Source organism: Geobacillus sp. CX412 (assembly GCF_027942335.1).
Classification (GTDB): domain Bacteria; phylum Bacillota; class Bacilli; order Bacillales; family Anoxybacillaceae; genus Parageobacillus_B; species Parageobacillus_B toebii.
This window is the reverse complement of record NZ_CP103461.1, coordinates 1,189,529-1,211,893: the sequence shown is the minus strand read 5'-3', so window position 1 is coordinate 1,211,893 and position 22,365 is coordinate 1,189,529. Positions and strand designations below refer to the sequence as shown.

16 protein-coding genes, 8 tRNA genes, 2 rRNA genes and 4 pseudogenes are annotated in these 22,365 nt (G+C 45.9%); 7 read left to right on the top strand and 23 right to left on the bottom strand.

Annotated elements, in window-relative coordinates:
• Nucleotides 1–92 precede the first annotated feature (92 nt).
• Nucleotides 93–273: pseudogene (locus NXM86_RS06390) on the top strand (amine oxidase); the annotation flags it as partial.
• Here NXM86_RS06390 and NXM86_RS06385 read toward each other — a convergent pair.
• Nucleotides 274–501: pseudogene (locus NXM86_RS06385) on the bottom strand (alkaline phosphatase); the annotation flags it as partial.
• Between the two features lie 44 nt (nt 502–545).
• Here NXM86_RS06385 and NXM86_RS06380 point away from each other — a divergent pair.
• The gene (locus NXM86_RS06380) at nt 546–680 is read left to right on the top strand and encodes a hypothetical protein (RefSeq protein ID WP_281255494.1); all 135 of its coding nucleotides are present in this window, start codon (nt 546–548) and stop codon (nt 678–680) included.
• Here NXM86_RS06380 and NXM86_RS06375 read toward each other — a convergent pair.
• The 10 genes from NXM86_RS06375 to NXM86_RS06330 all read right to left on the bottom strand — a co-directional run bounded on the left by NXM86_RS06375 (nt 681) and on the right by NXM86_RS06330 (nt 7,271).
• Nucleotides 681–754, bottom strand: a tRNA-Arg gene (locus tag NXM86_RS06375). It lies immediately after the preceding gene.
• 409 nt (nt 755–1,163) lie between these two features.
• Nucleotides 1,164–1,234 (bottom strand) — tRNA-Gly (locus NXM86_RS06370).
• A gap of 5 nt (nt 1,235–1,239) precedes the next feature.
• Nucleotides 1,240–1,313, bottom strand: a tRNA-Cys gene (locus NXM86_RS06365).
• 6 nt (nt 1,314–1,319) lie between these two features.
• Nucleotides 1,320–1,391 (bottom strand) — tRNA-Gly (locus NXM86_RS06360).
• Nucleotides 1,392–1,394: 3 nt separating this feature from the next.
• Nucleotides 1,395–1,469 (bottom strand) — tRNA-Gln (locus tag NXM86_RS06355).
• 47 nt (nt 1,470–1,516) lie between these two features.
• Nucleotides 1,517–1,587: transfer RNA gene (locus NXM86_RS06350), tRNA-Trp, on the bottom strand.
• A 213-nt stretch (nt 1,588–1,800) separates the two neighbouring features.
• Nucleotides 1,801–1,877, bottom strand: a tRNA-Pro gene (locus tag NXM86_RS06345).
• Between the two features lie 3 nt (nt 1,878–1,880).
• Nucleotides 1,881–1,957: transfer RNA gene (locus tag NXM86_RS06340), tRNA-Arg, on the bottom strand.
• Nucleotides 1,958–2,279: 322 nt separating this feature from the next.
• Nucleotides 2,280–5,202, bottom strand: a 23S ribosomal RNA gene (locus NXM86_RS06335).
• A gap of 513 nt (nt 5,203–5,715) precedes the next feature.
• A 16S ribosomal RNA gene (locus NXM86_RS06330) occupies nt 5,716–7,271 on the bottom strand.
• Together the 16S and 23S rRNA genes with 8 tRNA genes alongside form the textbook arrangement of a ribosomal RNA operon.
• A gap of 582 nt (nt 7,272–7,853) precedes the next feature.
• Between NXM86_RS06330 and yoyC the strand changes: the two genes are divergently transcribed.
• Nucleotides 7,854–8,144 carry a protein YoyC gene (yoyC, locus tag NXM86_RS06325; RefSeq protein WP_498958766.1) on the top strand — a complete coding sequence of 97 codons (291 nt, stop codon included), beginning with the start codon at nt 7,854–7,856 and terminating at the stop codon, nt 8,142–8,144.
• 51 nt (nt 8,145–8,195) lie between these two features.
• Here yoyC and NXM86_RS06320 read toward each other — a convergent pair whose 3' ends face one another.
• Together NXM86_RS06320 and NXM86_RS06315 are read right to left on the bottom strand one after the other, a co-directional pair.
• Nucleotides 8,196–8,474: a zinc ribbon domain-containing protein gene (locus NXM86_RS06320; protein ID WP_498958765.1), complete on the bottom strand. Its 279-nt coding sequence runs from the start codon at nt 8,472–8,474 to the stop codon at nt 8,196–8,198.
• A pseudogene (locus NXM86_RS06315) lies at nt 8,402–8,668 on the bottom strand (helix-turn-helix domain-containing protein); the annotation flags it as partial. The gene NXM86_RS06320 and the pseudogene NXM86_RS06315, both read right to left, overlap by 73 nt.
• 132 nt (nt 8,669–8,800) lie before the next feature.
• Here NXM86_RS06315 and NXM86_RS06310 point away from each other — a divergent pair.
• The 3 genes from NXM86_RS06310 (at nt 8,801) to NXM86_RS06300 (ending at nt 11,005) form a co-directional block, all read left to right on the top strand.
• Nucleotides 8,801–9,091: a hypothetical protein gene (locus NXM86_RS06310; protein ID WP_498958764.1), complete on the top strand. Its 291-nt coding sequence runs from the start codon at nt 8,801–8,803 to the stop codon at nt 9,089–9,091.
• Nucleotides 9,092–9,857: 766 nt separating this feature from the next.
• The gene (locus NXM86_RS06305; RefSeq protein WP_498958763.1) at nt 9,858–10,370 is read left to right on the top strand and encodes a DUF1648 domain-containing protein; all 513 of its coding nucleotides are present in this window, start codon (nt 9,858–9,860) and stop codon (nt 10,368–10,370) included.
• Nucleotides 10,371–10,561: 191 nt separating this feature from the next.
• Complete coding sequence (locus NXM86_RS06300) at nt 10,562–11,005, top strand: Hsp20/alpha crystallin family protein (RefSeq protein ID WP_062752630.1); 444 nt, start codon at nt 10,562–10,564, stop codon at nt 11,003–11,005.
• A 17-nt stretch (nt 11,006–11,022) separates the two neighbouring features.
• On the opposite strand, the gene NXM86_RS06295 is transcribed toward NXM86_RS06300, so the two are convergent.
• The 5 genes from NXM86_RS06295 to NXM86_RS06275 all read right to left on the bottom strand — a co-directional run bounded on the left by NXM86_RS06295 (nt 11,023) and on the right by NXM86_RS06275 (nt 16,866).
• On the bottom strand, nt 11,023–12,048 hold the full coding sequence (locus NXM86_RS06295; RefSeq protein ID WP_089097826.1) for a LacI family DNA-binding transcriptional regulator: 1,026 nt from the start codon (nt 12,046–12,048) through the stop codon (nt 11,023–11,025).
• A gap of 201 nt (nt 12,049–12,249) precedes the next feature.
• Nucleotides 12,250–13,182 carry an aldose epimerase family protein gene (locus tag NXM86_RS06290; RefSeq protein WP_498958762.1) on the bottom strand — a complete coding sequence of 311 codons (933 nt, stop codon included), beginning with the start codon at nt 13,180–13,182 and terminating at the stop codon, nt 12,250–12,252.
• On the bottom strand, nt 13,179–14,696 hold the full coding sequence (gene galT, locus NXM86_RS06285) for a UDP-glucose--hexose-1-phosphate uridylyltransferase (protein WP_498958761.1): 1,518 nt from the start codon (nt 14,694–14,696) through the stop codon (nt 13,179–13,181). Before galT ends, NXM86_RS06290 begins: the two co-directional genes overlap by 4 nt.
• A 2-nt stretch (nt 14,697–14,698) precedes the next feature.
• Complete coding sequence (galE, locus tag NXM86_RS06280; RefSeq protein ID WP_171698693.1) at nt 14,699–15,685, bottom strand: UDP-glucose 4-epimerase GalE; 987 nt, start codon at nt 15,683–15,685, stop codon at nt 14,699–14,701.
• Nucleotides 15,682–16,866, bottom strand: a complete 1,185-nt coding sequence (locus NXM86_RS06275) for a galactokinase (protein WP_498958759.1) — start codon at nt 16,864–16,866, stop codon at nt 15,682–15,684. Before NXM86_RS06275 ends, galE begins: the two co-directional genes overlap by 4 nt.
• A gap of 142 nt (nt 16,867–17,008) precedes the next feature.
• On the opposite strand from NXM86_RS06275, the gene NXM86_RS06270 reads away from it, so the two are divergent.
• Nucleotides 17,009–17,791, top strand: a complete 783-nt coding sequence (locus NXM86_RS06270) for an EcsC family protein (RefSeq protein ID WP_498958758.1) — start codon at nt 17,009–17,011, stop codon at nt 17,789–17,791.
• A 29-nt stretch (nt 17,792–17,820) separates the two neighbouring features.
• On the opposite strand, the pseudogene NXM86_RS06265 reads toward NXM86_RS06270, so the two are convergent.
• From NXM86_RS06265 to NXM86_RS06245, 5 genes and pseudogenes are all read right to left on the bottom strand, one after another.
• Nucleotides 17,821–19,206, bottom strand: a pseudogene (locus tag NXM86_RS06265) (alpha-galactosidase); the annotation flags it as partial.
• Between the two features lie 204 nt (nt 19,207–19,410).
• Nucleotides 19,411–21,075, bottom strand: coding sequence for a glycerol-3-phosphate dehydrogenase/oxidase (locus tag NXM86_RS06260; protein ID WP_089097832.1), 1,665 nt, complete (start codon nt 21,073–21,075; stop codon nt 19,411–19,413).
• 191 nt (nt 21,076–21,266) lie between these two features.
• Nucleotides 21,267–21,830, bottom strand: a complete 564-nt coding sequence (locus NXM86_RS06255) for a glycerol-3-phosphate responsive antiterminator (RefSeq protein ID WP_081189453.1) — start codon at nt 21,828–21,830, stop codon at nt 21,267–21,269.
• Between the two features lie 15 nt (nt 21,831–21,845).
• Complete coding sequence (locus NXM86_RS06250) at nt 21,846–22,007, bottom strand: hypothetical protein (RefSeq protein ID WP_162839694.1); 162 nt, start codon at nt 22,005–22,007, stop codon at nt 21,846–21,848.
• Between the two features lie 16 nt (nt 22,008–22,023).
• A complete protein-coding gene (locus NXM86_RS06245; protein ID WP_498958757.1) occupies nt 22,024–22,365 on the bottom strand; it encodes a sensor histidine kinase in 342 nt (113 codons plus the stop codon).

The following is a 22,365-nucleotide window of genomic DNA, read 5'->3' as shown; positions in this document are numbered from 1 at the left end:
AAAAGAAGCAGGATATATGCTGCTCCATTTTTGCATAACTGCACTTTCCTGCTGAATAAGATGACAGTAAGCCATCTTTTTGTCAGCTCACAAAAGAATTGGATAAATATTCGATGGACGCTTATTTGAGATACAACCCGTTTGGAGTTAGGTTATCTGCAGGCGCCATCGACATGATCAAAGTACTTCTTTCACTGGAAGGATTAGTGGATCTTTCTTTCCTAGAACTGTTACGTGAACTAATTGTTTATCCCTAATATTCGCTTCTATGAAAAATTTAATGCCTTTATCAATCATGCGTTTAATTTCTTTATCCGCAGCATATCCAAGTTTAATCCATTCTAACTTGCCGGCCCCGCCGTTTTCTGCGCTTGTTTGCATAAATTTCGCCGCATATAAGGTGTCGGCTGACAAATCACGCGGTTTATCAGCCACATACATAAACAGCGCTGTATATTCACCATCGTCTCCAAAGTAAGCGGTGCGCTCATCCGGCATTACATCATCATTTCATTGCCTATGCTTCGCTTAGAAGTGGGGGCTTCTTGGTAAAAAAGATAAAAAAAGAAGCGGCTATTGACCGCTTTTTCATTGCCCCCACTATCCGGGTTGTCTTCTTATCACTTTATCGCTTGCAATTACAACAAAAAGCCAGCCTTAACGGCTGGCTTTTTGCATAGCGTCCCAGGAGAGATTCGAACTCCCGACCGACGGCTTAGAAGGCCGCTGCTCTATCCAGCTGAGCTACTGGGACATAGTATTATTTACACTCCTATTTTTCAACAGCTGCCTCTTCCTCTACCAGCTGATTCAAAGATGCTGGATGCGTCGAGGCAACTCGGAGCGGATTCAATGATGCATCGCTCGTTGCTCTATCCAGCTGAGCTACTGGGACATAGTGTTATTATACTTATATTTTTAGCTGGCTGTCTCTTCCTCTACTAGCTAACTCAAGGAAGCGGGATGCGTCGAGACAACTCGCAGTGGATTCATAGATGTAATGCTCGTTGCTCTATCCGGCTGAGCTACTGGGACATGGTGTTATACACTCTTTAGCTTCGCTGCCTCTTCCTCTACGAGCTGGCTCAAGGGAAGCCAGATGCATCGAGGCAATGTTCTAACAGTTTTTAATGATATTGCGACAACTAGAAGTAAGAAAAAAAAGCGGGTGATGGGAATCGAACCCACGACGTCAGCTTGGGAAGCTGAAGTTTTACCACTAAACTACACCCGCACAATTGGAGGCGGCACCCGGATTCGAACCGGGGATGAAGGTTTTGCAGACCTCTGCCTTACCACTTGGCTATGCCGCCAAGAAAAGCGGAAGACGGGACTCGAACCCGCGACCCCCACCTTGGCAAGGTGGTGTTCTACCACTGAACTACTTCCGCAATTGGCTGGGCTAGCTGGATTCGAACCAGCGCATCACGGAGTCAAAGTCCGTTGCCTTACCACTTGGCTATAGCCCAATGTATCATCATTTCATCGCTTGCTAAACTTCATTTTAAGGTTTATACAGGGGCAGTAGGAATCGAACCCACACCGGAGGTTTTGGAGACCTCTGTTCTACCATTAAACTATGCCCCTATATCATATCATTCAAACCGCTAAATCCAAAGGGAGCGGATTTACACTCCTCCAAGTCTATCCACTTCCCTATCTATCCCAAATAAACTGAAATACTTAACTTGCCGTTCTAATGGAATTTAAAACTCTACATGACTAAAGCCAAGAGTTTTTGTATTTACTCTAATATACATTATGTATAAAAGTTATGTATATGTATGTAAACTCTTCTCATGGTCGGGAAGACAGGATTCGAACCTGCGACCCCATGGTCCCAAACCATGTGCTCTACCAAGCTGAGCTACTTCCCGAAATGGCGCGCTCGAGAGGACTCGAACCCCTAACCTTCTGATCCGTAGTCAGACGCTCTATCCAGTTGAGCTACGAGCGCACATTACTTTATGAAGCGAAAGACGAAACTTAAAATTCATGATTCCTATCTTGGCAAAACGGCGTTTTATCACTAAATTACTTCTATTTTATATATGTTCATTCCCTCAAAACTAGATAACCGTCTGTTTGGAAGAAGCCGTTTTGCGTAGGCGGCCTACGCTTTTCCGTTGTCTAGCTCCTAGCGTCCTCCACTTTTCGCTTTGTCCAGCTCCGGCTCACAGCGCCTTGCGGAAAATAACCTTCCTCCGTCGACATGCAAGCATGTCTCGTCGGAAGAACATTTTCCTTTTGGCGCTAAGCGCTCGCCTCCGCTTTTCCGCTTGGTTAAGTCCTCGATCGATTAGTATCCGTCAGCTCCACGTGTCGCCACGCTTCCACCTCGGACCTATCGACCTCGTCATCTTCGAGGGATCTTACTCGCTTGACGCGATGGGAAATCTCATCTTGAGGGGGGCTTCACGCTTAGATGCTTTCAGCGCTTATCCCTTCCGCACATAGCTACCCAGCGGTGCCCCTGGCGGGACAACTGGTACACCAGCGGTGCGTCCATCCCGGTCCTCTCGTACTAAGGACAGCTCCTCTCAAATTTCCTGCGCCCGCGACGGATAGGGACCGAACTGTCTCACGACGTTCTGAACCCAGCTCGCGTACCGCTTTAATGGGCGAACAGCCCAACCCTTGGGACCGACTACAGCCCCAGGATGCGATGAGCCGACATCGAGGTGCCAAACCTCCCCGTCGATGTGGACTCTTGGGGGAGATCAGCCTGTTATCCCCGGGGTAGCTTTTATCCGTTGAGCGATGGCCCTTCCATACGGAACCACCGGATCACTAAGCCCGACTTTCGTCCCTGCTCGACCTGTCCGTCTCGCAGTCAAGCTCCCTTGTGCCTTTGCACTCTACGAATGATTTCCAACCATTCTGAGGGAACCTTTGGGCGCCTCCGTTACCTTTTGGGAGGCGACCGCCCCAGTCAAACTGCCCACCTGACACTGTCTCCCACCCCGATAAGGGGTGCGGGTTAGAATTTCAATACCGCCAGGGTGGTATCCCACCGGCGCCTCCACCGAAGCTGGCGCTCCGGCTTCTCAGGCTCCCACCTATCCTGTACAAGCGATACCAAAATTCCATATCAGGCTGCAGTAAAGCTCCACGGGTCTTTCCGTCCTGTCGCGGGTAACCTGCATCTTCACAGGTAGTATGATTTCACCGGGTCTCTCGTTGAGACAGTGCCCAAGTCGTTACACCTTTCGTGCGGGTCGGAACTTACCCGACAAGGAATTTCGCTACCTTAGGACCGTTATAGTTACGGCCGCCGTTTACTGGGGCTTCGGTTCGCACCTTCAGCCTTGCGGCTTAAGCGCTCCCCTTAACCTTCCAGCACCGGGCAGGTGTCAGCCCCTATACTTCGCCCTTCGGCTTCGCAGAGACCTGTGTTTTTGGTAAACAGTCGCTTGGGCCTTTTCACTGCGGCTCTCTCGGGCTCATCACCCAAGAGAGCACCCCTTCTCCCGAAGTTACGGGGTCATTTTGCCGAGTTCCTTAACGAGAGTTCTCCCGCGCACCTTAGGATTCTCTCCTCGCCTACCTGTGTCGGTTTGCGGTACGGGCACCTCTCACCTCGCTAGAGGCTTTTCTTGGCAGTGTAGGATCGGGGACTTCGGGACCGATGGTCCCTTCGCCATCACGGCTCAGCCTTTACGCCAGACGGATTTGCCTATCTGGCAGCCTAACCGCTTGGACAGGCTATTCCAGCAGCCTGCTCGCCCTACCTTCCTGCGTCCCCCCATTGCTCAAACGGTGAGGAGGTGGTACAGGAATCTCAACCTGTTGCCCATCACCTACGCCTTTCGGCCTCGGCTTAGGTCCCGACTAACCCTGAGCGGACGAACCTTCCTCAGGAAACCTTAGGCTTTCGGTGCAGAGGATTCTCACCTCTGTTTTCGCTACTCACACCGGCATTCTCACTTCTAAGCGCTCCACGAGTCCTTCCGGTCCCGCTTCGGCGCGCTGCTCCCCTACCGATGACCAACGGTCATCCCACAGCTTCGGTGGCACGTTTAGCCCCGGTACATTTTCGGCGCAGAGTCACTCGACCAGTGAGCTATTACGCACTCTTTAAATGATGGCTGCTTCTAAGCCAACATCCTGGTTGTCTGGGCAACTCCACATCCTTTTCCACTTAACGTGCACTTTGGGACCTTAGCTGGTGGTCTGGGCTGTTTCCCTCTCGACCACGGATCTTATCACTCGTAGTCTGACTCCCAAGGATAAGTCGTTGGCATTCGGAGTTTGACTGAGTTCGGTAACCCGATGAGGGCCCCTAGCTCAATCAGTGCTCTACCTCCAAGACTCTTCCCTTGAGGCTAGCCCTAAAGCTATTTCGGGGAGAACCAGCTATCTCCAGGTTCGATTGGCATTTCACCCCTACCCACACCTCATCCCCGCACTTTTCAACGTACGTGGGTTCGGGCCTCCAGTAGGTGTTACCCTACCTTCACCCTGGACATGGGTAGATCACCTGGTTTCGGGTCGACGTACTAAACGCCCTATTCAGACTCGCTTTCGCTGCGGCTCCGTCTCTTCGACTTAACCTCGCACGTCATCGTAACTCGCCGGTTCATTCTACAAAAGGCACGCCATCACCCATAAACGGGCTCTGACTACTTGTAGGCACACGGTTTCAGGTTCTCTTTCACTCCCCTTCCGGGGTGCTTTTCACCTTTCCCTCACGGTACTGGTTCACTATCGGTCACTAGGGAGTATTTAGCCTTGGGAGATGGTCCTCCCTGCTTCCGACGGGATTCCCCGTGTCCCGCCGTACTCAGGATCCACTCGGGAGGGAACGAAGTTTCGACTACAGGGCTGTCACCTTCTCTGGCGGGCCTTTCCAGACCGCTTCGTCTACCCCGTTCCTTTGTAACTCCCATCATGAGTGGTCCTACAACCCCAAGAGGCAAGCCTCTTGGTTTGGGCTGTTCCCGTTTCGCTCGCCGCTACTCAGGGAATCGCGGTTGCTTTCTTCTCCTCCGGGTACTTAGATGTTTCAGTTCCCCGGGTGTGCCCTCCATACCCTATGGATTCAGGTATGGATACTGCCCCATTACGGACAGTGGGTTTCCCCATTCGGACATCTCCGGATCAACGCTTGCTTACAGCTCCCCGAAGCGTTTCGGCGTTTGCCCCGTCCTTCATCGGCTCCTAGTGCCAAGGCATCCACCGTGCGCCCTTTCTAACTTAACCATGCGAAAACAGCTTCATGCTTGCCGCCTTCGCTTCTCGGCTTCTTCCACTGTCTAGCTTCGGCGCCTAGCTCTCTTGTGCCAAATAACCTTCCCCCTCGAAGTGCAAGCACTTCTGCGGGTGAAGAACATTTGGCTTCGAGAGCTAACCGCGGCGCCTCCGCTTTTCCTTCCGGTTATCTAGTTTTCAAGGAACGAAGCTACTACTTTGAGTTCGCTTCTCTGCAGCTTTGTGCCGAGGAACCTAACTCCCTCGAACCTGCTTGTAGACGCAGGCACAAGACTGCTTCTGACACAAAGCCTCTGTTTTGAAAGAACATTAAACATGTTCCCTCAAAACTGAACAAGGCTACTGCCTTGAATCAACTTCTCTGCTACCTTGTGTCGAGGAATCCTGCTTCCTCGAATTCACTAGCAGACGCAGACACAAAACGTTTGAAGGAATGGGTAATGTTCCCTCAAAACTGAACAAACCCGAAGCGCCCACCTTATTTCACACACATACAGTCCTTAGAAAGGAGGTGATCCAGCCGCACCTTCCGGTACGGCTACCTTGTTACGACTTCACCCCAATCACTTGCCCCACCTTCGGCGGCTGGCTCCCTTACGGGTTACCTCACCGACTTCGGGTGTTGCAAGCTCTCGTGGTGTGACGGGCGGTGTGTACAAGGCCCGGGAACGTATTCACCGCGGCATGCTGATCCGCGATTACTAGCGATTCCGGCTTCATGCAGGCGAGTTGCAGCCTGCAATCCGAACTGAGAGCGGCTTTTTGGGATTCGCTCCCCCTCGCGGGTTCGCAGCCCTTTGTACCGCCCATTGTAGCACGTGTGTAGCCCAGGTCATAAGGGGCATGATGATTTGACGTCATCCCCACCTTCCTCCGGTTTGTCACCGGCAGTCCCCCTAGAGTGCCCAACTGAATGCTGGCAACTAGGGGCGAGGGTTGCGCTCGTTGCGGGACTTAACCCAACATCTCACGACACGAGCTGACGACAACCATGCACCACCTGTCACCCTGTCCCCCCGAAGGGGGAACGCCCTGTCTCCAGGGTTGTCAGGGGATGTCAAGACCTGGTAAGGTTCTTCGCGTTGCTTCGAATTAAACCACATGCTCCACCGCTTGTGCGGGCCCCCGTCAATTCCTTTGAGTTTCAGCCTTGCGGCCGTACTCCCCAGGCGGAGTGCTTAACGCGTTAGCTACAGCACTAAAGGGAAAACCCCTCTAACACTTAGCACTCATCGTTTACGGCGTGGACTACCAGGGTATCTAATCCTGTTTGCTCCCCACGCTTTCGCGCCTCAGCGTCAGTTACAGACCAGAGAGCCGCCTTCGCCACTGGTGTTCCTCCACATCTCTACGCATTTCACCGCTACACGTGGAATTCCGCTCTCCTCTTCTGCACTCAAGTCCCCCAGTTTCCAATGACCCTCCACGGTTGAGCCGTGGGCTTTCACATCAGACTTAAGGGACCGCCTGCGCGCGCTTTACGCCCAATAATTCCGGACAACGCTCGCCCCCTACGTATTACCGCGGCTGCTGGCACGTAGTTAGCCGGGGCTTTCTCGTTAGGTACCGTCACCGTACCGCCCTATTCGAACGGTACTTCTTCTTCCCTAACAACAGAGCTTTACGATCCGAAGACCTTCTTCGCTCACGCGGCGTCGCTCCGTCAGACTTTCGTCCATTGCGGAAGATTCCCTACTGCTGCCTCCCGTAGGAGTCTGGGCCGTGTCTCAGTCCCAGTGTGGCCGGTCACCCTCTCAGGCCGGCTACGCATCGTCGCCTTGGTGAGCCGTTACCTCACCAACTAGCTAATGCGCCGCGGGCCCATCCGTAAGTGGTAGCAAAAGCCACCTTTCAACCAAAGACCATGCGGTCTTCGGTGTTATCCGGTATTAGCCCCGGTTTCCCGGAGTTATCCCGGTCTTACGGGCAGGTTACCCACGTGTTACTCACCCGTCCGCCGCTAACCAAACAGAAGCAAGCTTCCGTTCGGTCCGCTCGACTTGCATGTATTAGGCACGCCGCCAGCGTTCGTCCTGAGCCAGGATCAAACTCTCCAAAAAGAAAGTTGATTGGCTTATTTAATTCGGCACTGACACCGAAGGTGTCAAGCCGCCTTCGCTTTTCGTATTGTCTAGCTTCAGTGCCTAGCTCTCTTGTGCCAAATAACCTTCCCCCTCGAAGTGCAAGCACTTCAGCGGGGTGAAGAACATTTGGCTCCGAGAGCTAATCGCGGCACTTCAGCTTTTCGTTGTGGACGCTTCGTTTTGTTCAGTTTTCAAAGAACATTACCTGTCAACATATTATAATTAAATATCCAAGATTGTCAATAAATATTTACTTTTCTAATTCATATTCATATTTTATAGTTTTGTTGTTTCGAGCAATTAATGATTATATTCACGCCATCATATGTTGTCAATATTTTTTGTTTATTTATTTGAACAATTAAAAGCATCGATTTAAACGACGGATTATATTATATAAATTTATTTATACTTTGTCAATATATTTTTTGGAAGAAAATTTCGTGTAATTTTTGACAACCGCTTTCAACATTAAATATAATAAATAATCATCGAAACATCTTTGCAAACAATGTGTATATACATTCATTTATTCGAAGGAAGGAGTAGTAATATATAATGGAACATTCATTTTCCGTATTGTTAGAAGCATATCAAAGCCTATGGAAAAATCGCTCCCTAACAACAGAAAAACTGAATGAACAAGAAAGCCAATCACTTCTTTATGAAACGATCGCAAAAGAAATACGTGATGAAATGTCTCATCCTCGTACACGTCAGTCTCCTGAAATAAAATTTTATTATGCAATCAAAAGGATTATAAACTCAAATCTATCTGAACAAGAAAAATTATCTTTAATTCATATTCATATAAATGTGATGGAACAATTGACCACCCCCCGTGCCTAAAGGCAGAGGATTCTTGGGTAATCCCTTCTACCGAAGAGAAATGGACCGAGCTCAATCCGCCGGTCCAGCAGTGATTAATCTCATACCTTCTTGTAAGATATTTCTTGCGGTGTTTACATCTCGGTCATGATGTGTTCTACAATTCGAACATGTCCACACCCGCAAGGTTAGGTTTTTGACTTCTTTGTTTTGATATCCACAATTAGTTAGAGCAAAGTTGTAAACAGGATTTTTTTGCTTTTGAAGCGTGGACGTTATTCTGTTTTTTGAAAATCGTCCAGATGTTTTAGCGCATTTTGAAGTGCGGTAGAATCGACCTCTTTTAACCATTCCAATTCCTTTTTCAATTGGTTTAACTGATTGCACAAATGTTATAGGTTAGACCTTTACCTGTTTGTTCATAGGCTTCATTCCACTTGGCTAAGAAGTAATTAAAAACGAAACGACTGCAGCCAATCGATTTGTTAATTGAGTAACACTTGTTCTTTCGTTGGATAGATCCGAAACTTAAATGCTTTGTGCATAAGATTCACGAGAACATCCGCCGGAAGCCCACTGCTTTAGCTGTGGAGGAAGGCGGGTTTATATTTTTAGTATATATTGAATTTTTCGTTCAATATAAGTACACTGGATTTAGAAAGGTAGGTGAATCAAGAATGCTCTGCACTCTCAAGATTAAATTAGTGCCAACTCTTGAACAGTTTCATGCGCTGCTGGAAACAATGAAACGGTTTAACCAAACATGCAATTATATTAGCGAGATTGCTTTTCGCTCCAGAACCTTTTCCAAAACGAAAATCCAGCGGCTTTGCTACTATGACGTCAGGGAAAAATTTGGCCTCTCTGCCCAAATGACCGTTCGTGCCATCGGCAAAGTGTCGGAAAGCTATCGTTTGGATAAAAAACCTTGCATAACTTTAAAGAAACCGGTGCCATCGTGTAGATGAAGAATCCTCCTTTAAGGGTAATAGCTCCACCCTACCTTGCAAGGAAATGGAAATCCCTATGTCATACGCCGTACCACAGTTGCTGTGCGGCAACCTTTTGGTCAAGCGATTTATCTTCAACGGTATTTTTTATTATGCTCGTGTTGGACGTTCCGAAGCACCAATTCCGAAACGATTATGGGTGTGGACCTTGGCATCATATTCGCCGCGAAGACCGGTGAGGTTTTTCGGCTCGGGTCAACGGTCGCGCGCTGGACTTCGGCAACTCCAAATAAGGCACAGTCAGCGAAACGCTGCTTAAAAAGCGTTCTATGAAGAAACTATTTGCGTGATCGTGAACTGATTGCAAGATTGTTGAAAAGGCAAAGGCACTCGATGCGCATTGCCTTGAAGTTAAGGGATCCGCCAACGCACCAGAACTTTAAAAACAACAGCGTCCAACACTCTCTTGTCATTTTTAACATTGGAAATGTTATTGAGTATAAAGCGGCGATCGCTGCGTGCCGGGGGTTTGGTTCATCAGAAATACTTCCGACCTTCCGTTGCGGACATTGCAAAGAAACGACTGTCAGGGATCGTTTTGTTGTCATTGGGTACCTCCTGCCCACGTGCTCGAACATCGCGGGTTTGTGTCAACAGCGACGCGGCAGCAATTAGCTAGTTGCAAGCCACGCTTTAGCTGTAGTTGACTTCCCGCTTCTTGTTTGTTGAGAACACAATATATTACCCGTATTTATAATAATGGATAATGAGAAAAAAGGAGGAGGTGAGAAAAATCGAAATTCAAAACCGCCCAGTATTGAAAATAGAAAAGACACCGTTAGAAATTGCTCTAAATATCATTTCATTACTACTTTTCATTGGAAGTGTTTTGTACTTATTAATGGAATGGCCTTCCTTGCCAAATCGAGTGCCAATGCATTATAACTTTTTCGGAGAAGTAGATAAATGGGGAAGCAAAGGAATAATTTTTTTACATCCGATTATGGGAGCTGTTTTATGGATTGGCCCTACTATTCTTGAAAAATTCCCTCACGCTTATAATTATATTGTCAGTTTAACAGAAGAAAACATAGAACGACAATACAAAAATGGACGTATCATGATTAACGTTGTAAAAAATGAAATACTAATTTATATATCTTACAGCATTTGGAAAGATATAAAAATAGCATATGGACACGATATAGCTTTCGGGACTTGGGATTTAGCTCTATTTCTTATAGTCCTTTTCGGTTCGATAGGCTTTTTCATAGTAAGGTCATTTCGTTTAAGATAAAACATTATTCGATTAGTCCTAATAAAACGAATGGGCGAGTCGGTTATATAAAAAGCGTAAAGGGGCTTCCGTATTTGGGAGTCCCATTCTTTATACAATAACCTTTCACAAAATCTTTGTATAAAACAGCGCTGCCTAAAACAAACTATTTGATGACAAATATATTAACGATCCAAAGGAGGGCGCTGTTTATGTCTTTAATCCCTTATGATCCATTTCGCCATTTAGAAACAATGCGCAAGGACCTTAGCCGATTTTTTTCAACCGATTTCCCTTCTCTTTTCACCCATATGGATGACCATATCGGGATGCCGCGCATGGATATGCATGAAACGGAAAACGAATATGTCGTATCGTGCGATCTCCCTGGTCTAGAGAAAAAAGAAGACGTGCACATCGACGTACACAACAATATTTTAACGATTAGCGGCACCATCCAGCGAGACCAAAACATTAAAGAAGAACAAATGCATCGCCGCGAACGCTTTTTCGGCCGTTTTCAACGTTCCATTACGCTGCCATCGGATGCAGCAACAGATAACATTAAAGCAACATATAAAAATGGTGTGCTCGATATCCATATTCCAAAAACAACATCTAGTCCGAAAAAGCGCGTTGATATCGAATTTCACTAATGCAGTAAAGGGAGCTGCTACATTGAACAGCTCCCTTTTGAACAAACTTGACTGCTTTCTCGAACAATGAGTTTTGTTGGTACAACCACTTTTTTGCAAATGGTTCGCTTCGTCGTTAGTCTCTCTACTAACAATTCTACCGCCGTCTCTCCCATAAACTCTGTATACACTTTTACCGTTGTTAATGGCGGGTGGATAAATTTGGCAGTCGGAATATCATTAAATCCGACGATAGATATATCATCAGGAACTGGAATTTGCGCTTCATGAAGCGCGCGCAGCGCCCCAATCGCCATCGAATCACTGGCGATAAAAAACGCGGTTGGAATGTCTTTTGCAGAGATTGCTTGTTTCATTAATCGATAGCCGTCTTCAGCGGTAAAACTTCCTGTCCATACATATCGCGAATCATATATTCCTTTCAAGTATAAATATTCGTAAAACGTCGCTTCGCGCTCATCATGAAGAAGCGTTTGTCCGTCTACATATTCACGTCCGCCAATATAGCCGATTTTTTTATGGCCGAGTCGAAGAAGATAGTCTAACACGGTAATCGTTGATTTCCTTAAATCAATGACAACGGAGTCAAATTTTTGCTCATCTGGCGAACAATCTACAAACACGATATGCTCAGTGCTTGCCGCAAACGCACTGACATCTTTTGGCCCAAACTTTCCAACCGCAATAATTCCGTCTAAATTTTCCATCCGCTCCTCTGGATAGGAACCGTTTTGTTTAAACAACTTTACCAGCTCGATTTGCCGTTCAAAACATTCTTTTTCTACCCCTAAGCGAATCGCCATGTAATACGGATCATCAAGTTCTTGCCGTTCCGAATACCAATGAACCAGCCCAAATCGAAATCGTTCTTTCGTTTGTTGGCTGCGTTCCCGCAATGTTTTATAATTCAATTGTTGAGCTACTTCGAAAATGCGTTTTCTCGTTTCATCCGATACCGATAAGGTTGTATCATAATTAAGAACGCGTGACACCGTCGCCACCGATACTCCCACTTTTTCCGCGATTTCTTTTAACGTCGCCATTGGTGAAATAGATCCCTTCCTTTTATATAATTGCTCTAATGTAAATTCTAATTTTCTCAATATCATAATAAATATCTTCATTTCCATGTCCTTGATGTTACACTGGGTATGAAAGTTCGCTTCATATCTAATTCTTCATGTATCAAGCATACCTTTAGATTTCTCGTCATGTCGGATAATAAGCCACGTCTAAGTACATCGTTATTTTTCCCCTATTTCTATTTGAAACCACCATGTAAATACACCTTTTGCTTCCACAAATGAAACTTTCCGAATGGCATAAGCGACAGACAAATTATCGTACACTCCGGTGCATGGTTCGAGCGCCAAATTATAGTCGCCGCGATAGCCACCTTGTGTTTTCCAAACTCCTAAATACGGAATTTTTTCCGCTGGATAGTGGTACATTAGTTTGCGTCCTGTATTTTCTTGAACGATTCCGCACATTCCTTTCGGGACGCGCTCGGTAAAATAAAATTTCTCACAGTTGTTCGCAGATGGCGGCTCCATTTTTGATAAATCCAACGGTTTCCCCGTTTTTCGCGAAATCGTAACGGGATACGGATGAATCGTTCCCCATTCGCCAAGATGTTCCGTCTGATGTTCGACGGTCATTACGCTGGTCAAACTGTCAGGAACGATGATTTTTGTATATTCGTCACATCGCAAAAGCGCATGAGGGGTCCAAATAAAGTAAAATCGTGTGTCGCCATCATTGGTGACCGAATCAAAACAGAGTCGATTCATTTCTAACCAAACTCGCTTTGTCATCGTATATGGGAAAACAGGACTTTTGACAGTAAAAACAACCGTCTCCCCTTCCAAACGATATTCCCGCGGAAGCGCCCATACTTCTCCGTGATCAGGAATCGGCTTTCCCGTTACAGGATCAAAACAAGCATCGATGCTTGGAAATACTTCATCGAATCCACTAGAATCATAGTCGCTAAAAACAGCGCCGTAACTCGGTATGGTGAGCGTATCGCTTTTTGCTTGAAACAACCATTCTTTATTCGTTTCTTTATCGATTAACGAAGCGAGTTTACTGCCGTACTCCGGCAAAAACACGGCTCTTATATAATTGTTTTCCAAAATGATGCTTTTTAGTCCTTTGAACGTTCCTTCCCGAATCATGACAACTTCTCCTGCACTTTCCGTAAAAAAGTACGAAATGCTTGTTTTCCTCTCTCGGTTCGTTTAAAAACACCAGCGTGTTCTAATACGGTAATAAATCGCTGCCCTACCTCATGCTGTAAAATATCCAACACGGTTTCTTTCGTAATGTCTGTATATTTGCTGCGAATTTCTTCATACCAGTCCCAATGTTTTAACAACGCTGGGTCCCAATCCTCTTTTTTCGTATGTTGAATAAGATATTGTGCTAATATGTCCAATTCTTTCGCAAGTCTTCCAGGTAAAACGGCAAGCCCCATCACTTCAATTAAACCGATATTCTCCTTTTTAATATGATGCAATTCTTCATGAGGATGAAAAATCCCGTATGGATGTTCACGTGATGTCCGATTATTGCGCAAAACGATATCCATTTCAAATAAACCGGCGCGCCGTCTGGCGATTGGCGTGACGGTGTTGTGCGAAGTAGTACCGCTTTTGGCATAAATATCGACACTTGGGTCACTATATGTCTGCCACGTCCGGTAAATGACATCAGCCGCTTCGAGCACTTCCTCTTTTTTGCCGCAAAGGCGAATGACTGACATCGGCCAGCGGACGATCCCTGCCGCGAGTGACGGAAAAGCAGAAAAAGAAACATATTCTTCGATTTCAGCTTTTTCCATCGCAAACGTGTAGTTTCCACCTTGAAAATGATCATGCGCTAAAATCGAGCCGCCGACAATCGGCAGATCAGCGTTCGAGCCGATGAAATAATGCGGAAATTTTTCGATGAAATCAAGTAAGCGCGCGAATGTTTTTCGTTCCATTTTCATCGGAACATGTTCAGCATGGAACACGATGCAATGTTCATTGTAATACACATATGGAGAATATTGGAAATACCACTTCTCGTCTAATAACGTAAGAGGAATGACGCGATGATTAGAGCGCGCCGGATGATGCCACGTTCCTTCGTATCCTTCATTTTCTTTGCATAGCACGCACTTTGGGTACGAAGATGCCGGCGCGTCTTTTAATTTGGCGATTTCTTTCGGGTCTTTCTCTGGTTTGGATAAATTGATCGTAATATCAATCTCTCCGTATTCTGTTTTCGTTTTCCATTGTTTATTTTTCGCAATCCGCGCTGTGTGAATGTAGTTGGAGGCTTTGCTAAGAGAATAAAACCAGTCTGTTGCTAGTTTCGGGTCTTTATTGTATTTGGCATAAAATTCACGGATCACTTCGGATGGACGCGGCATTAAACAGTTCATCAGCTTGGCGTCCCATATATCCCGCTCTGTCGTCGTATTCGTCTTGATGCGGCCATTTTCGTACGCCCAATCTAAAATGGCCTCTAATATCGGTGAAGGAGAGGAAAAGGACACATCCTTTACCTCCACTGGTTTCCACTCCTCTAACTGCAGCGCCGCGAGCAGGCGATTGCGCGTGTAAACGATATCTTCACGATGAATCAGTCCGTTTGCGATCCCGTATTGGATAAGCTGTTCTAACGCTTCAAAAATGTCTGCCACCGTCACACACCTCGATATCCGTTCGGTTTCGCTTGATGCCATTCCCATGCGGAAGCGACAATATCAATAATCGATGTATACTTCGGCTCCCAGCCGAGTTCACGTTTTGCTTTTTCCGAGGATGCGACAAGCTTCGCCGGGTCTCCCGGGCGCCGCGCCACGACGCGTGCCGGAATCGGATGGCCGGTTACTTTTCGGGCAGCTTCGATAACTTCTTTTACGGTAAATCCGCTGCCGTTTCCTAAGTTGTAAACGTTGCTTTCCGCACCGCTTCGCAATTTTTCAACAGCTAGAATATGGGCGTCGACTAAATCGAGAACATGAATATAATCGCGGATGCATGTACCGTCAGGCGTATCGTAATCATCTCCAAAAATATGAATCTCTTCCCGCTTCCCAAGCGGCACTTTTAAAATCAACGGGATTAAGTGCGTTTCCGGATTATGGTCTTCGCCGATGATCGTCCCGTATGCCCCCGCGACATTAAAATAACGAAGAGAGATGTAACGAATTCCGTAAGCACGATCGACCCATTTCATCATTTTTTCCATCGCCAATTTCGTTTCTCCATATGTGTTGGTTGGCAGCGTTGGATCCGTTTCCACAATTGGAATTTGTTTTGGTTCCCCATACACCGCCGCCGTTGAGGAAAAGACGATTTGTTTCACGCCGAACTCGTTCATTACTTCTAACAATACTTGCGTACCGTAAACGTTATTGTCGTAATATTTGAGCGGCTCTTGCATACTTTCGCCGACAAGGGAGTTGGCGGCGAAATGAATCACCGTATCGATCTCATGCTTACGAAATACATCGCGCAAAAACGCGCGGTCGCGAATATCGCCTTCGTAAAAGATCGCTTCCGGATGGACGGCCTCCCGATGCCCTGTTTGCAAATTATCAACAACAATGACCTTTTCTCCCTTTTCGATTAAGCGATATACCGCATGGCTGCCGATATAGCCTGCGCCGCCGCAGACAAGAATCATACGCTCATCTCCTTTTCTCCCGTTATTTCTTTCGCTCCATCACCAATTTTCACAACATAAAAACTAGCTTCATAGCCAATTTTTTTCATATATTCATTGCCTACTTGCTCAATAAAAGAAGGAATAAACTCATCTTTTACAATATTTACGGTACAGCCGCCAAAACCAGCTCCAGTCATACGGGCGCCGATCGTCCCTTCGTGGTTCCACGCCGCTTCAACAAGCGTATCAAGCTCTAATCCTGTCACTTCATAATCATCGCGCAACGAAATGTGGGATTGTTTCATTAACTCGCCAAAGCGCGCCAAATCTCCTTTTCCCAACGCAGTAGCCGCCTCTATCGTTCGTTCATTTTCCGTCACGGCATGGCGTGCTCGCTTTTGTTCGATTGGAGAAAGAAGGTGGTCATATTGTTCTAACTGCTTGCTTGTCAGCTCGCCAAGCGATTCGATATTTAGATGCTCCTTTAATTTCAAAAGCGCAGCTTCACACGTCGATCTTCGTTCGTTATACGCTGAATCGGCCAAACCACGCTTTTTATTCGTATTTGCGATGACAATCGAACAATGATTGAACGCCACAGGAATATAGCGGTATGCCAGCGTTTGGCAATTTAAGAGAATCGCATGATTTCGCTTTCCCATTCCGACGGCAAATTGATCCATAATGCCACAGTTGACGCCGACATATTCATTTTCTACTTTTTGGCTCATTTTCACAAGTTCGAGCATATCGATATGCTGCTCGAATAACTCATTCATCATCACCGCCGTAACTAATTCAATCGAAGCGGAAGACGATAACCCGGCACCGTTCGGGATCGTTCCATAATACAAAATATCAAGTCCCGTCTCGATCGGACAAAGCGATTGAAACGCGGCAATAACTCCCTTTGGATAATTTGCCCATCCGTGCTTGTCTTGGTAGGATAGGTCGTCATAAGATACGGTAATGATCCCTGTTTCCGGAAAGTTTTTTGAGTAAAAGCGGATAAACGGATGTGCCGTTTTTCGCACAAGCGCATACGTCCCCATTTCTAAAGCGCACGGCAGCACATGCCCGCCGTTATAGTCGGTATGCTCGCCAATTAAATTCACGCGGCCTGGCGCGAAGAAAATACGAATTTCTTCATTTCCGCCTCCAAATATTTCAGTAAACGTTTTTATTAAATTGGTGATCATGAATGATACCCCCTAAATATACCTTTAGTAAATATTTTAGTAAAATTTTTATTATGGATCAATAAAAAAGAAACATTTTCTTTTTGGAAAACGTATAAGAAGTAACTTATTCCATCATCTTATATATAAGGGGGGGCATCCAATGGAAACAAAACAATTATTACAACAAGAGCTGCAAACTATCACCCGCTGGGAACAAGAGCAAAAAGATGTATGGTTTTGGGAAAGACTTGGGCGCTTGCCGTTTAAAGTGCTTGATCAGCTGACACCGAGCATCGTACATAAAAAAGTTGGGCAGCTGCTTGATGAGCTTGGCAGCTATATCCAAAGCGGCGGGCAATATTTAGTGAAAGAAGAAAAAATATTGGAGAGGCTGGGCGTCCCATCGTTAGAACAAGTGGCGCAGTTGCCGCTTGCGACCATGGACCGCGCTTGTGATGAATTAATCGACGCGCGCGTGACGTTTGCTCAAATTCAAGGGGCAACGACAGGCGTCGGCGGTATATTGACACTTGCCATTGACATTCCGGCATTGCTCGGCCTTGCGTTAAAAACATTACAGGAAATTGCTATTATTTACGGTTATAATCCGAAAGAGAAAAAAGAACGTATTTTTATTGTGAAATGTTTGCAATTTGCTTCCGCTGATATTGTCGGCAAAAAAGCGATTCTGGACGAGCTTACGTCATTTTCCAACCAGCATCGGCAAGTTTTTTCCCAAATCCAAGGATGGCGCGAAGTGATGATGACATTCCGTGACCAATACGGCTGGAAAAAGCTGTTTCAATTTGTTCCAATTGTCGGCATTATTTTTGGTGCGGTGTTTAATAGAGCTTTTATTAAAGATATCGCTGAAACAGGGAAAATACTGTATCGGAAGCGGCGGATTTTAGAAAGACTCTCTCAACTAGAAACCGGTGTCTAGCCGCGTTCTAGACACCGGTTGTCAACTTATTAACGCGATTCTTTTAAATGCCAAATGACGCTGATGAAATCGCCGCGGCGCTCCGGAACATTCAGTCCCACATACATCAGTTCATCGCCGCCGTACACTTCTCCGCTTCCGGTGATTTCGTAATCTTTATTTGGATCCAGCCCTTTAAGCCGCAAAGACGACAGCGGTGCATTCGCTTCCGCCAGCACGCGAAAATAAGCGACAAACGCTTCTGATTTGTCTTCCGCTACAAACATCCATGCCGTTTCATTTCCTTCAAATGGGCTTAATATTCGGTAAAACGTTCCAAACTGCACAAGACGGCGAATGTCTTTATAAAATGCGACTTGCTGCTTGACAATGGCTTTTTCTTCTTCGCTTAACTTTGTCAAATCCAGTTCATAGCCAAAGTTTCCCGACATCGCCACATGCCCGCGCATTTCCAGCGAGGTGATGCGATGAACTTGATGATTCGGAACAGCTGACACATGAGCGCCCATAGCGCTAATCGGATAAACGAGACTTGTACCGTATTGGATTTTCAAACGCGAAACAGCGTCGGTATTATCACTCGTCCATGTTTGCGGCATGTAATATAGCATCCCCGGGTCAAACCGTCCTCCACCGCCGGAACAACTTTCAAATAAGATATGCGGAAAACGTGAAGTGATTTCCTCCATCACCCGATATAACCCTAACATGTAACGGTGCACCGTTTCGCGCTGCCGTTCTGTCGGCAGTGCGGCAGAACCGATTTCCGTCATATGGCGGTTCATATCCCACTTCACATACGAAATCGGCGCGCTCGCTAACACGTCGGAAATGGCTTGAATGATATAGTCGCACACTTCTTTGCGGGAATAGTCCAACACAAGCTGATTTCGTCCTTCCGATCGCGGACGATTCGGCACATGAAGGCACCAGTCTGGATGCTTCCGATACAGCTCGCTGTCCACTGAAACCATTTCCGGTTCTATCCATAGACCAAACTGCATGCCCATTTGGTTAATGTTTTTTGCCAGCCCTTCTAGTCCATTTGGCAGCTTCTGTTTATTGACGAACCAATCTCCTAACGAACTGCGGTCATTATCGCGTTTGCCAAACCAACCGTCATCTAACACAAATAGCTCAATTCCTAATTCTGCCGCTGTTTTCGCAAGGCGCAAAATTTTTTCTTCATTAAAATCCAAATACGTCGCTTCCCAGTTATTAATAAGAATTGGTCTCTCGCGATCCCGATATACTCCGCGCGCCAAGCGGGTGCGATATAGCTGATGGTATGTTTGCGACATCCCGTTTAACCCTCTATCTGAGTACACCATGACAACTTCAGGTGTTTGAAACGACTCGCCTGGTTCTAACAGCCAAGTAAAATCAATTGGATTATATGTAATCCCCATCTTTATCCCCCTCTTCATCAACTTAACAATAATTAGATGTAATCGCTTGCATTATTTTTATTTATTTTAAGTAAAAATTCAGTAAAAAACAATTGCATGCTATCTATAATACATAAAAAAATGGTGCTCAAGAAAATAGGATTGAGCACCATCCTTTAAAATAGTCTCAGTGAGACCTCGCCGCTTCCCGAAACGCTTTTACTTATCTTATTAATCATGTTCACTCGGAACAACCGCTTGATGCAACGCTTTTTCCAGTTCTTCTGCATAGGCTGCCGTCTGCTCTTCCGTCCATTGCAAATAGTTGGCCATAAAGGCAGTGACGCGGTCTTTCCAGCGGCGAACAGAAGCGATATCAAACAATAGCGCGCCAGTACGACGGATGAAATAATCAATCGGTTTTGCGGTCATTTCATAGTCAATGGCATATACAAGGCGAACAAACTGCTCGCGGGAAAGGCCGCATGAATCATCGTATTGTTCACTTAGTTCAAATAATTGATCGACGTTGGTGCCGTATATTTTCGCTAATCGTTCCCCTTCTTCTTTCGTAAAACCATAGCGCACCGCTTCTTCGGCTTTTTTCGCGATAAAGGCTGGCAATTGCTGTGAGCCGCCAACATCTCCGCCGGAAATCGGTAAATGTTTTGTTTGGCATGGACGGAATGTTCGTCCTTCTTCTTTTTCCAACAGTTTCGCAACTAAATCGACGACCGTTTCTGCCATTTTCCGATAACCGGTTAGTTTTCCGCCAGCAATCGTAATCAGCCCTGTTGGAGATTGCCAAATTTCGTCCTTGCGTGAAATTTCCGATGGGTCTTTTCCTTCTTCATATATAAGCGGCCGAACACCCGCCCAGCTTGATTCAATATCATCCGCGGTAATGTTTACGGATGGGAACATATAGCGAATCGCACGCAGTAAATAATCGCGGTCTTCTTTTGTCATTGTCGGGTTGGCAATATCTCCGTTGTAAAACGTATCGGTCGTGCCGACATACGTTTTTCCATCGCGTGGAATCGCGAATACCATGCGGCCATCCGGCGTATCAAAATAAATCGCTTGTTTCAACGGAAATCGTTTTTGATCGATGACAATATGAACTCCTTTTGTCAGCTGCAGCATTTTCCCCGTTTTTGAATGGTCTTTTTCCCGCAGCGTATCTACCCATGGCCCGGCAGCGTTGATCACTTTTTTCGCGCGTATTTCGTAAGTGCGGCCGCTTAGCTGATCGCGGCATCGCGCACCGATCACCTTGCCGCTTTCATTGTAAAGAAATTCTTCCACCTTCGTATAGTTTACGGCATGAGCGCCGAATTCCGCCGCTTTTTTCATGACTTCTATCGTCAAACGGGCATCATCCGTACGATATTCGACGTAATAGCCGCCTCCTAGAAGGCCTTCCTGTTTAATCAACGGCTCTTTTTGCAATGTTTGTTGGGCGTTTAACATGATTCGGCGTTCGCTTTTTTTCACCCCGGCTAAATGATCATATACCCATAAGCCGATAGATGTGCTCCATTTGCCAAACGTTCCCCCTTTATGAATCGGCAAAAGCATCCACTCTGGCGTAGTGACATGCGGACCGTTTTCATAAACGATCGCCCGCTCTTTTCCCACTTCGGCCACCATTTTTACTTCGAATTGTTTCAAATAACGAAGTCCGCCGTGTACGAGCTTGGTCGAACGGCTGGAAGTACCTGCCGCGAAATCTTGCATTTCCACAAGCGCTGTTTTCATGCCGCGCGTGACTGCGTCTAACGCAATACCGCAGCCGGTAATGCCTCCTCCTATCACTAATACATCGTAATATTCTTTGCTCATTTCTTCCAAACGTTGACGACGTTGTTTGCTTGAAAACAATGTCGCTGTCATGAAAAAACTCCTCCTTTATTGTTAAAAGACAAAAAGAGACCATTGCAAACACGATAAGCTTCCGCTTACCATGCATGCATGGTCTCTCCTAATCTCCTGACTTATTATTAACTTACTTTTATTATAGCAAAAAACAGCTTGTTTGGCTAGTGAAATATGGTATCTTTTTGAAATGACTGTTTTCCTGTTTCTTACAAAAAACACTCATAGTGTTTCCATAAATCTTTATTCGAAGTGGTTACGGAAACCGCCCCTGCTTCTAACGCGCGCTCAACGTCGTCCACGGTGCGAATAAGGCCGCCGGCATAAATCGGTTTGCCTGTTCGTTCCTTTACTTCCCGAATAATATGAGGCATTGCCCCAGGGATCACCTCAATGCAATCAGGTTCTGTTTTTTCAATCAATTGATAGCTTTTTTCAAGCGCATGTGAATCGAGCAAGAAAATGCGCTGAATGGCAAGCACCTTTTTTTGTCTTGCCTTGGTGATGACATTTCCCCTCGTAGAAATAAGCCCGTACGGATGAAATTCTTGGCATAAATATTCCGCCGCATGCTCATCGTGGCTCAACCCTTGAACTAAATCCGTATGAATGATCAGTTTTTTTCCATGCTGCCGCGCGTAATGAAACACGCTTTTCAGTTGAGAAATATGCACTTCTAATAACACTCCATAAATATAGCGGCTATTTAAAAATTTCTCAAAATCTTTCATCGTTTTCATCGCAGGGATGATCTTCTGACAACGAATATCCATCGTTTTCCACCTTTTTCATGCTCTATTTTTTTCCGCCTCGATTTCTTCCATGCAAGATAATGACATCATTGTCCGCGGTTTGCAAGTCGCAATTTTTACTCCTCGTTTGCGAAATTTTTCTACGACGTGCTGGATATTTTTTTTCTGCATCATCGTACTTTCGTGAAGATGTTCCATTTGATCTCACCTTTCTTTACTTTCCTCTAGGAATCGATAACTCAACGGTTGTTCCTTTGCCGACCTCACTGTCAATCGTAATTTGTCCATCGTATTTATCGATCATTTCTTTTGTGATGGCTAATCCAAGACCAACGCCGCCCTTTTCGCGGCTTCTCGCTTTATCCACACGGTAGAACCGCAAAAATACTTTTTCTAATTGATCCCGTGGTATTCCGATCCCGTAGTCTCTTACCGCAACCGTAACAAACCGCTCTTCTTCTTTGATCGAAATGGTCACTTGTTTTGCTTGTTGCGAATATTTTACCGCATTATCTAATACAATTAACAACAATTGTTCAAAATGATATTTCGTCAT

Bases quoted from the DNA above. Each gene is read 5' to 3' on its own strand.
- NXM86_RS06310 (WP_498958764.1), top strand. From the start codon at position 8,801: ATGCTCTGCACTCTCAAGATTAAATTAGTGCCAACTCTTGAACAGTTT.
- NXM86_RS06260 (WP_089097832.1), bottom strand. From the start codon at position 21,075: ATGACAGCGACATTGTTTTCAAGCAAACAACGTCGTCAACGTTTGGAA.
- NXM86_RS06275 (WP_498958759.1), bottom strand. From the start codon at position 16,866: ATGATCACCAATTTAATAAAAACGTTTACTGAAATATTTGGAGGCGGA.
- galE (WP_171698693.1), bottom strand. From the start codon at position 15,685: ATGATTCTTGTCTGCGGCGGCGCAGGCTATATCGGCAGCCATGCGGTA.
- NXM86_RS06270 (WP_498958758.1), top strand. From the start codon at position 17,009: ATGGAAACAAAACAATTATTACAACAAGAGCTGCAAACTATCACCCGC.
- NXM86_RS06250 (WP_162839694.1), bottom strand. From the start codon at position 22,007: ATGGAACATCTTCACGAAAGTACGATGATGCAGAAAAAAAATATCCAG.
- NXM86_RS06295 (WP_089097826.1), bottom strand. From the start codon at position 12,048: ATGGCGACGTTAAAAGAAATCGCGGAAAAAGTGGGAGTATCGGTGGCG.
- NXM86_RS06320 (WP_498958765.1), bottom strand. From the start codon at position 8,474: ATGGTTAAAAGAGGTCGATTCTACCGCACTTCAAAATGCGCTAAAACA.
- NXM86_RS06245 (WP_498958757.1), bottom strand. From the start codon at position 22,365: ATGACGAAATATCATTTTGAACAATTGTTGTTAATTGTATTAGATAAT.
- NXM86_RS06255 (WP_081189453.1), bottom strand. From the start codon at position 21,830: ATGGATATTCGTTGTCAGAAGATCATCCCTGCGATGAAAACGATGAAA.
- NXM86_RS06300 (WP_062752630.1), top strand. From the start codon at position 10,562: ATGTCTTTAATCCCTTATGATCCATTTCGCCATTTAGAAACAATGCGC.
- NXM86_RS06290 (WP_498958762.1), bottom strand. From the start codon at position 13,182: ATGATTCGGGAAGGAACGTTCAAAGGACTAAAAAGCATCATTTTGGAA.
- yoyC (WP_498958766.1), top strand. From the start codon at position 7,854: ATGGAACATTCATTTTCCGTATTGTTAGAAGCATATCAAAGCCTATGG.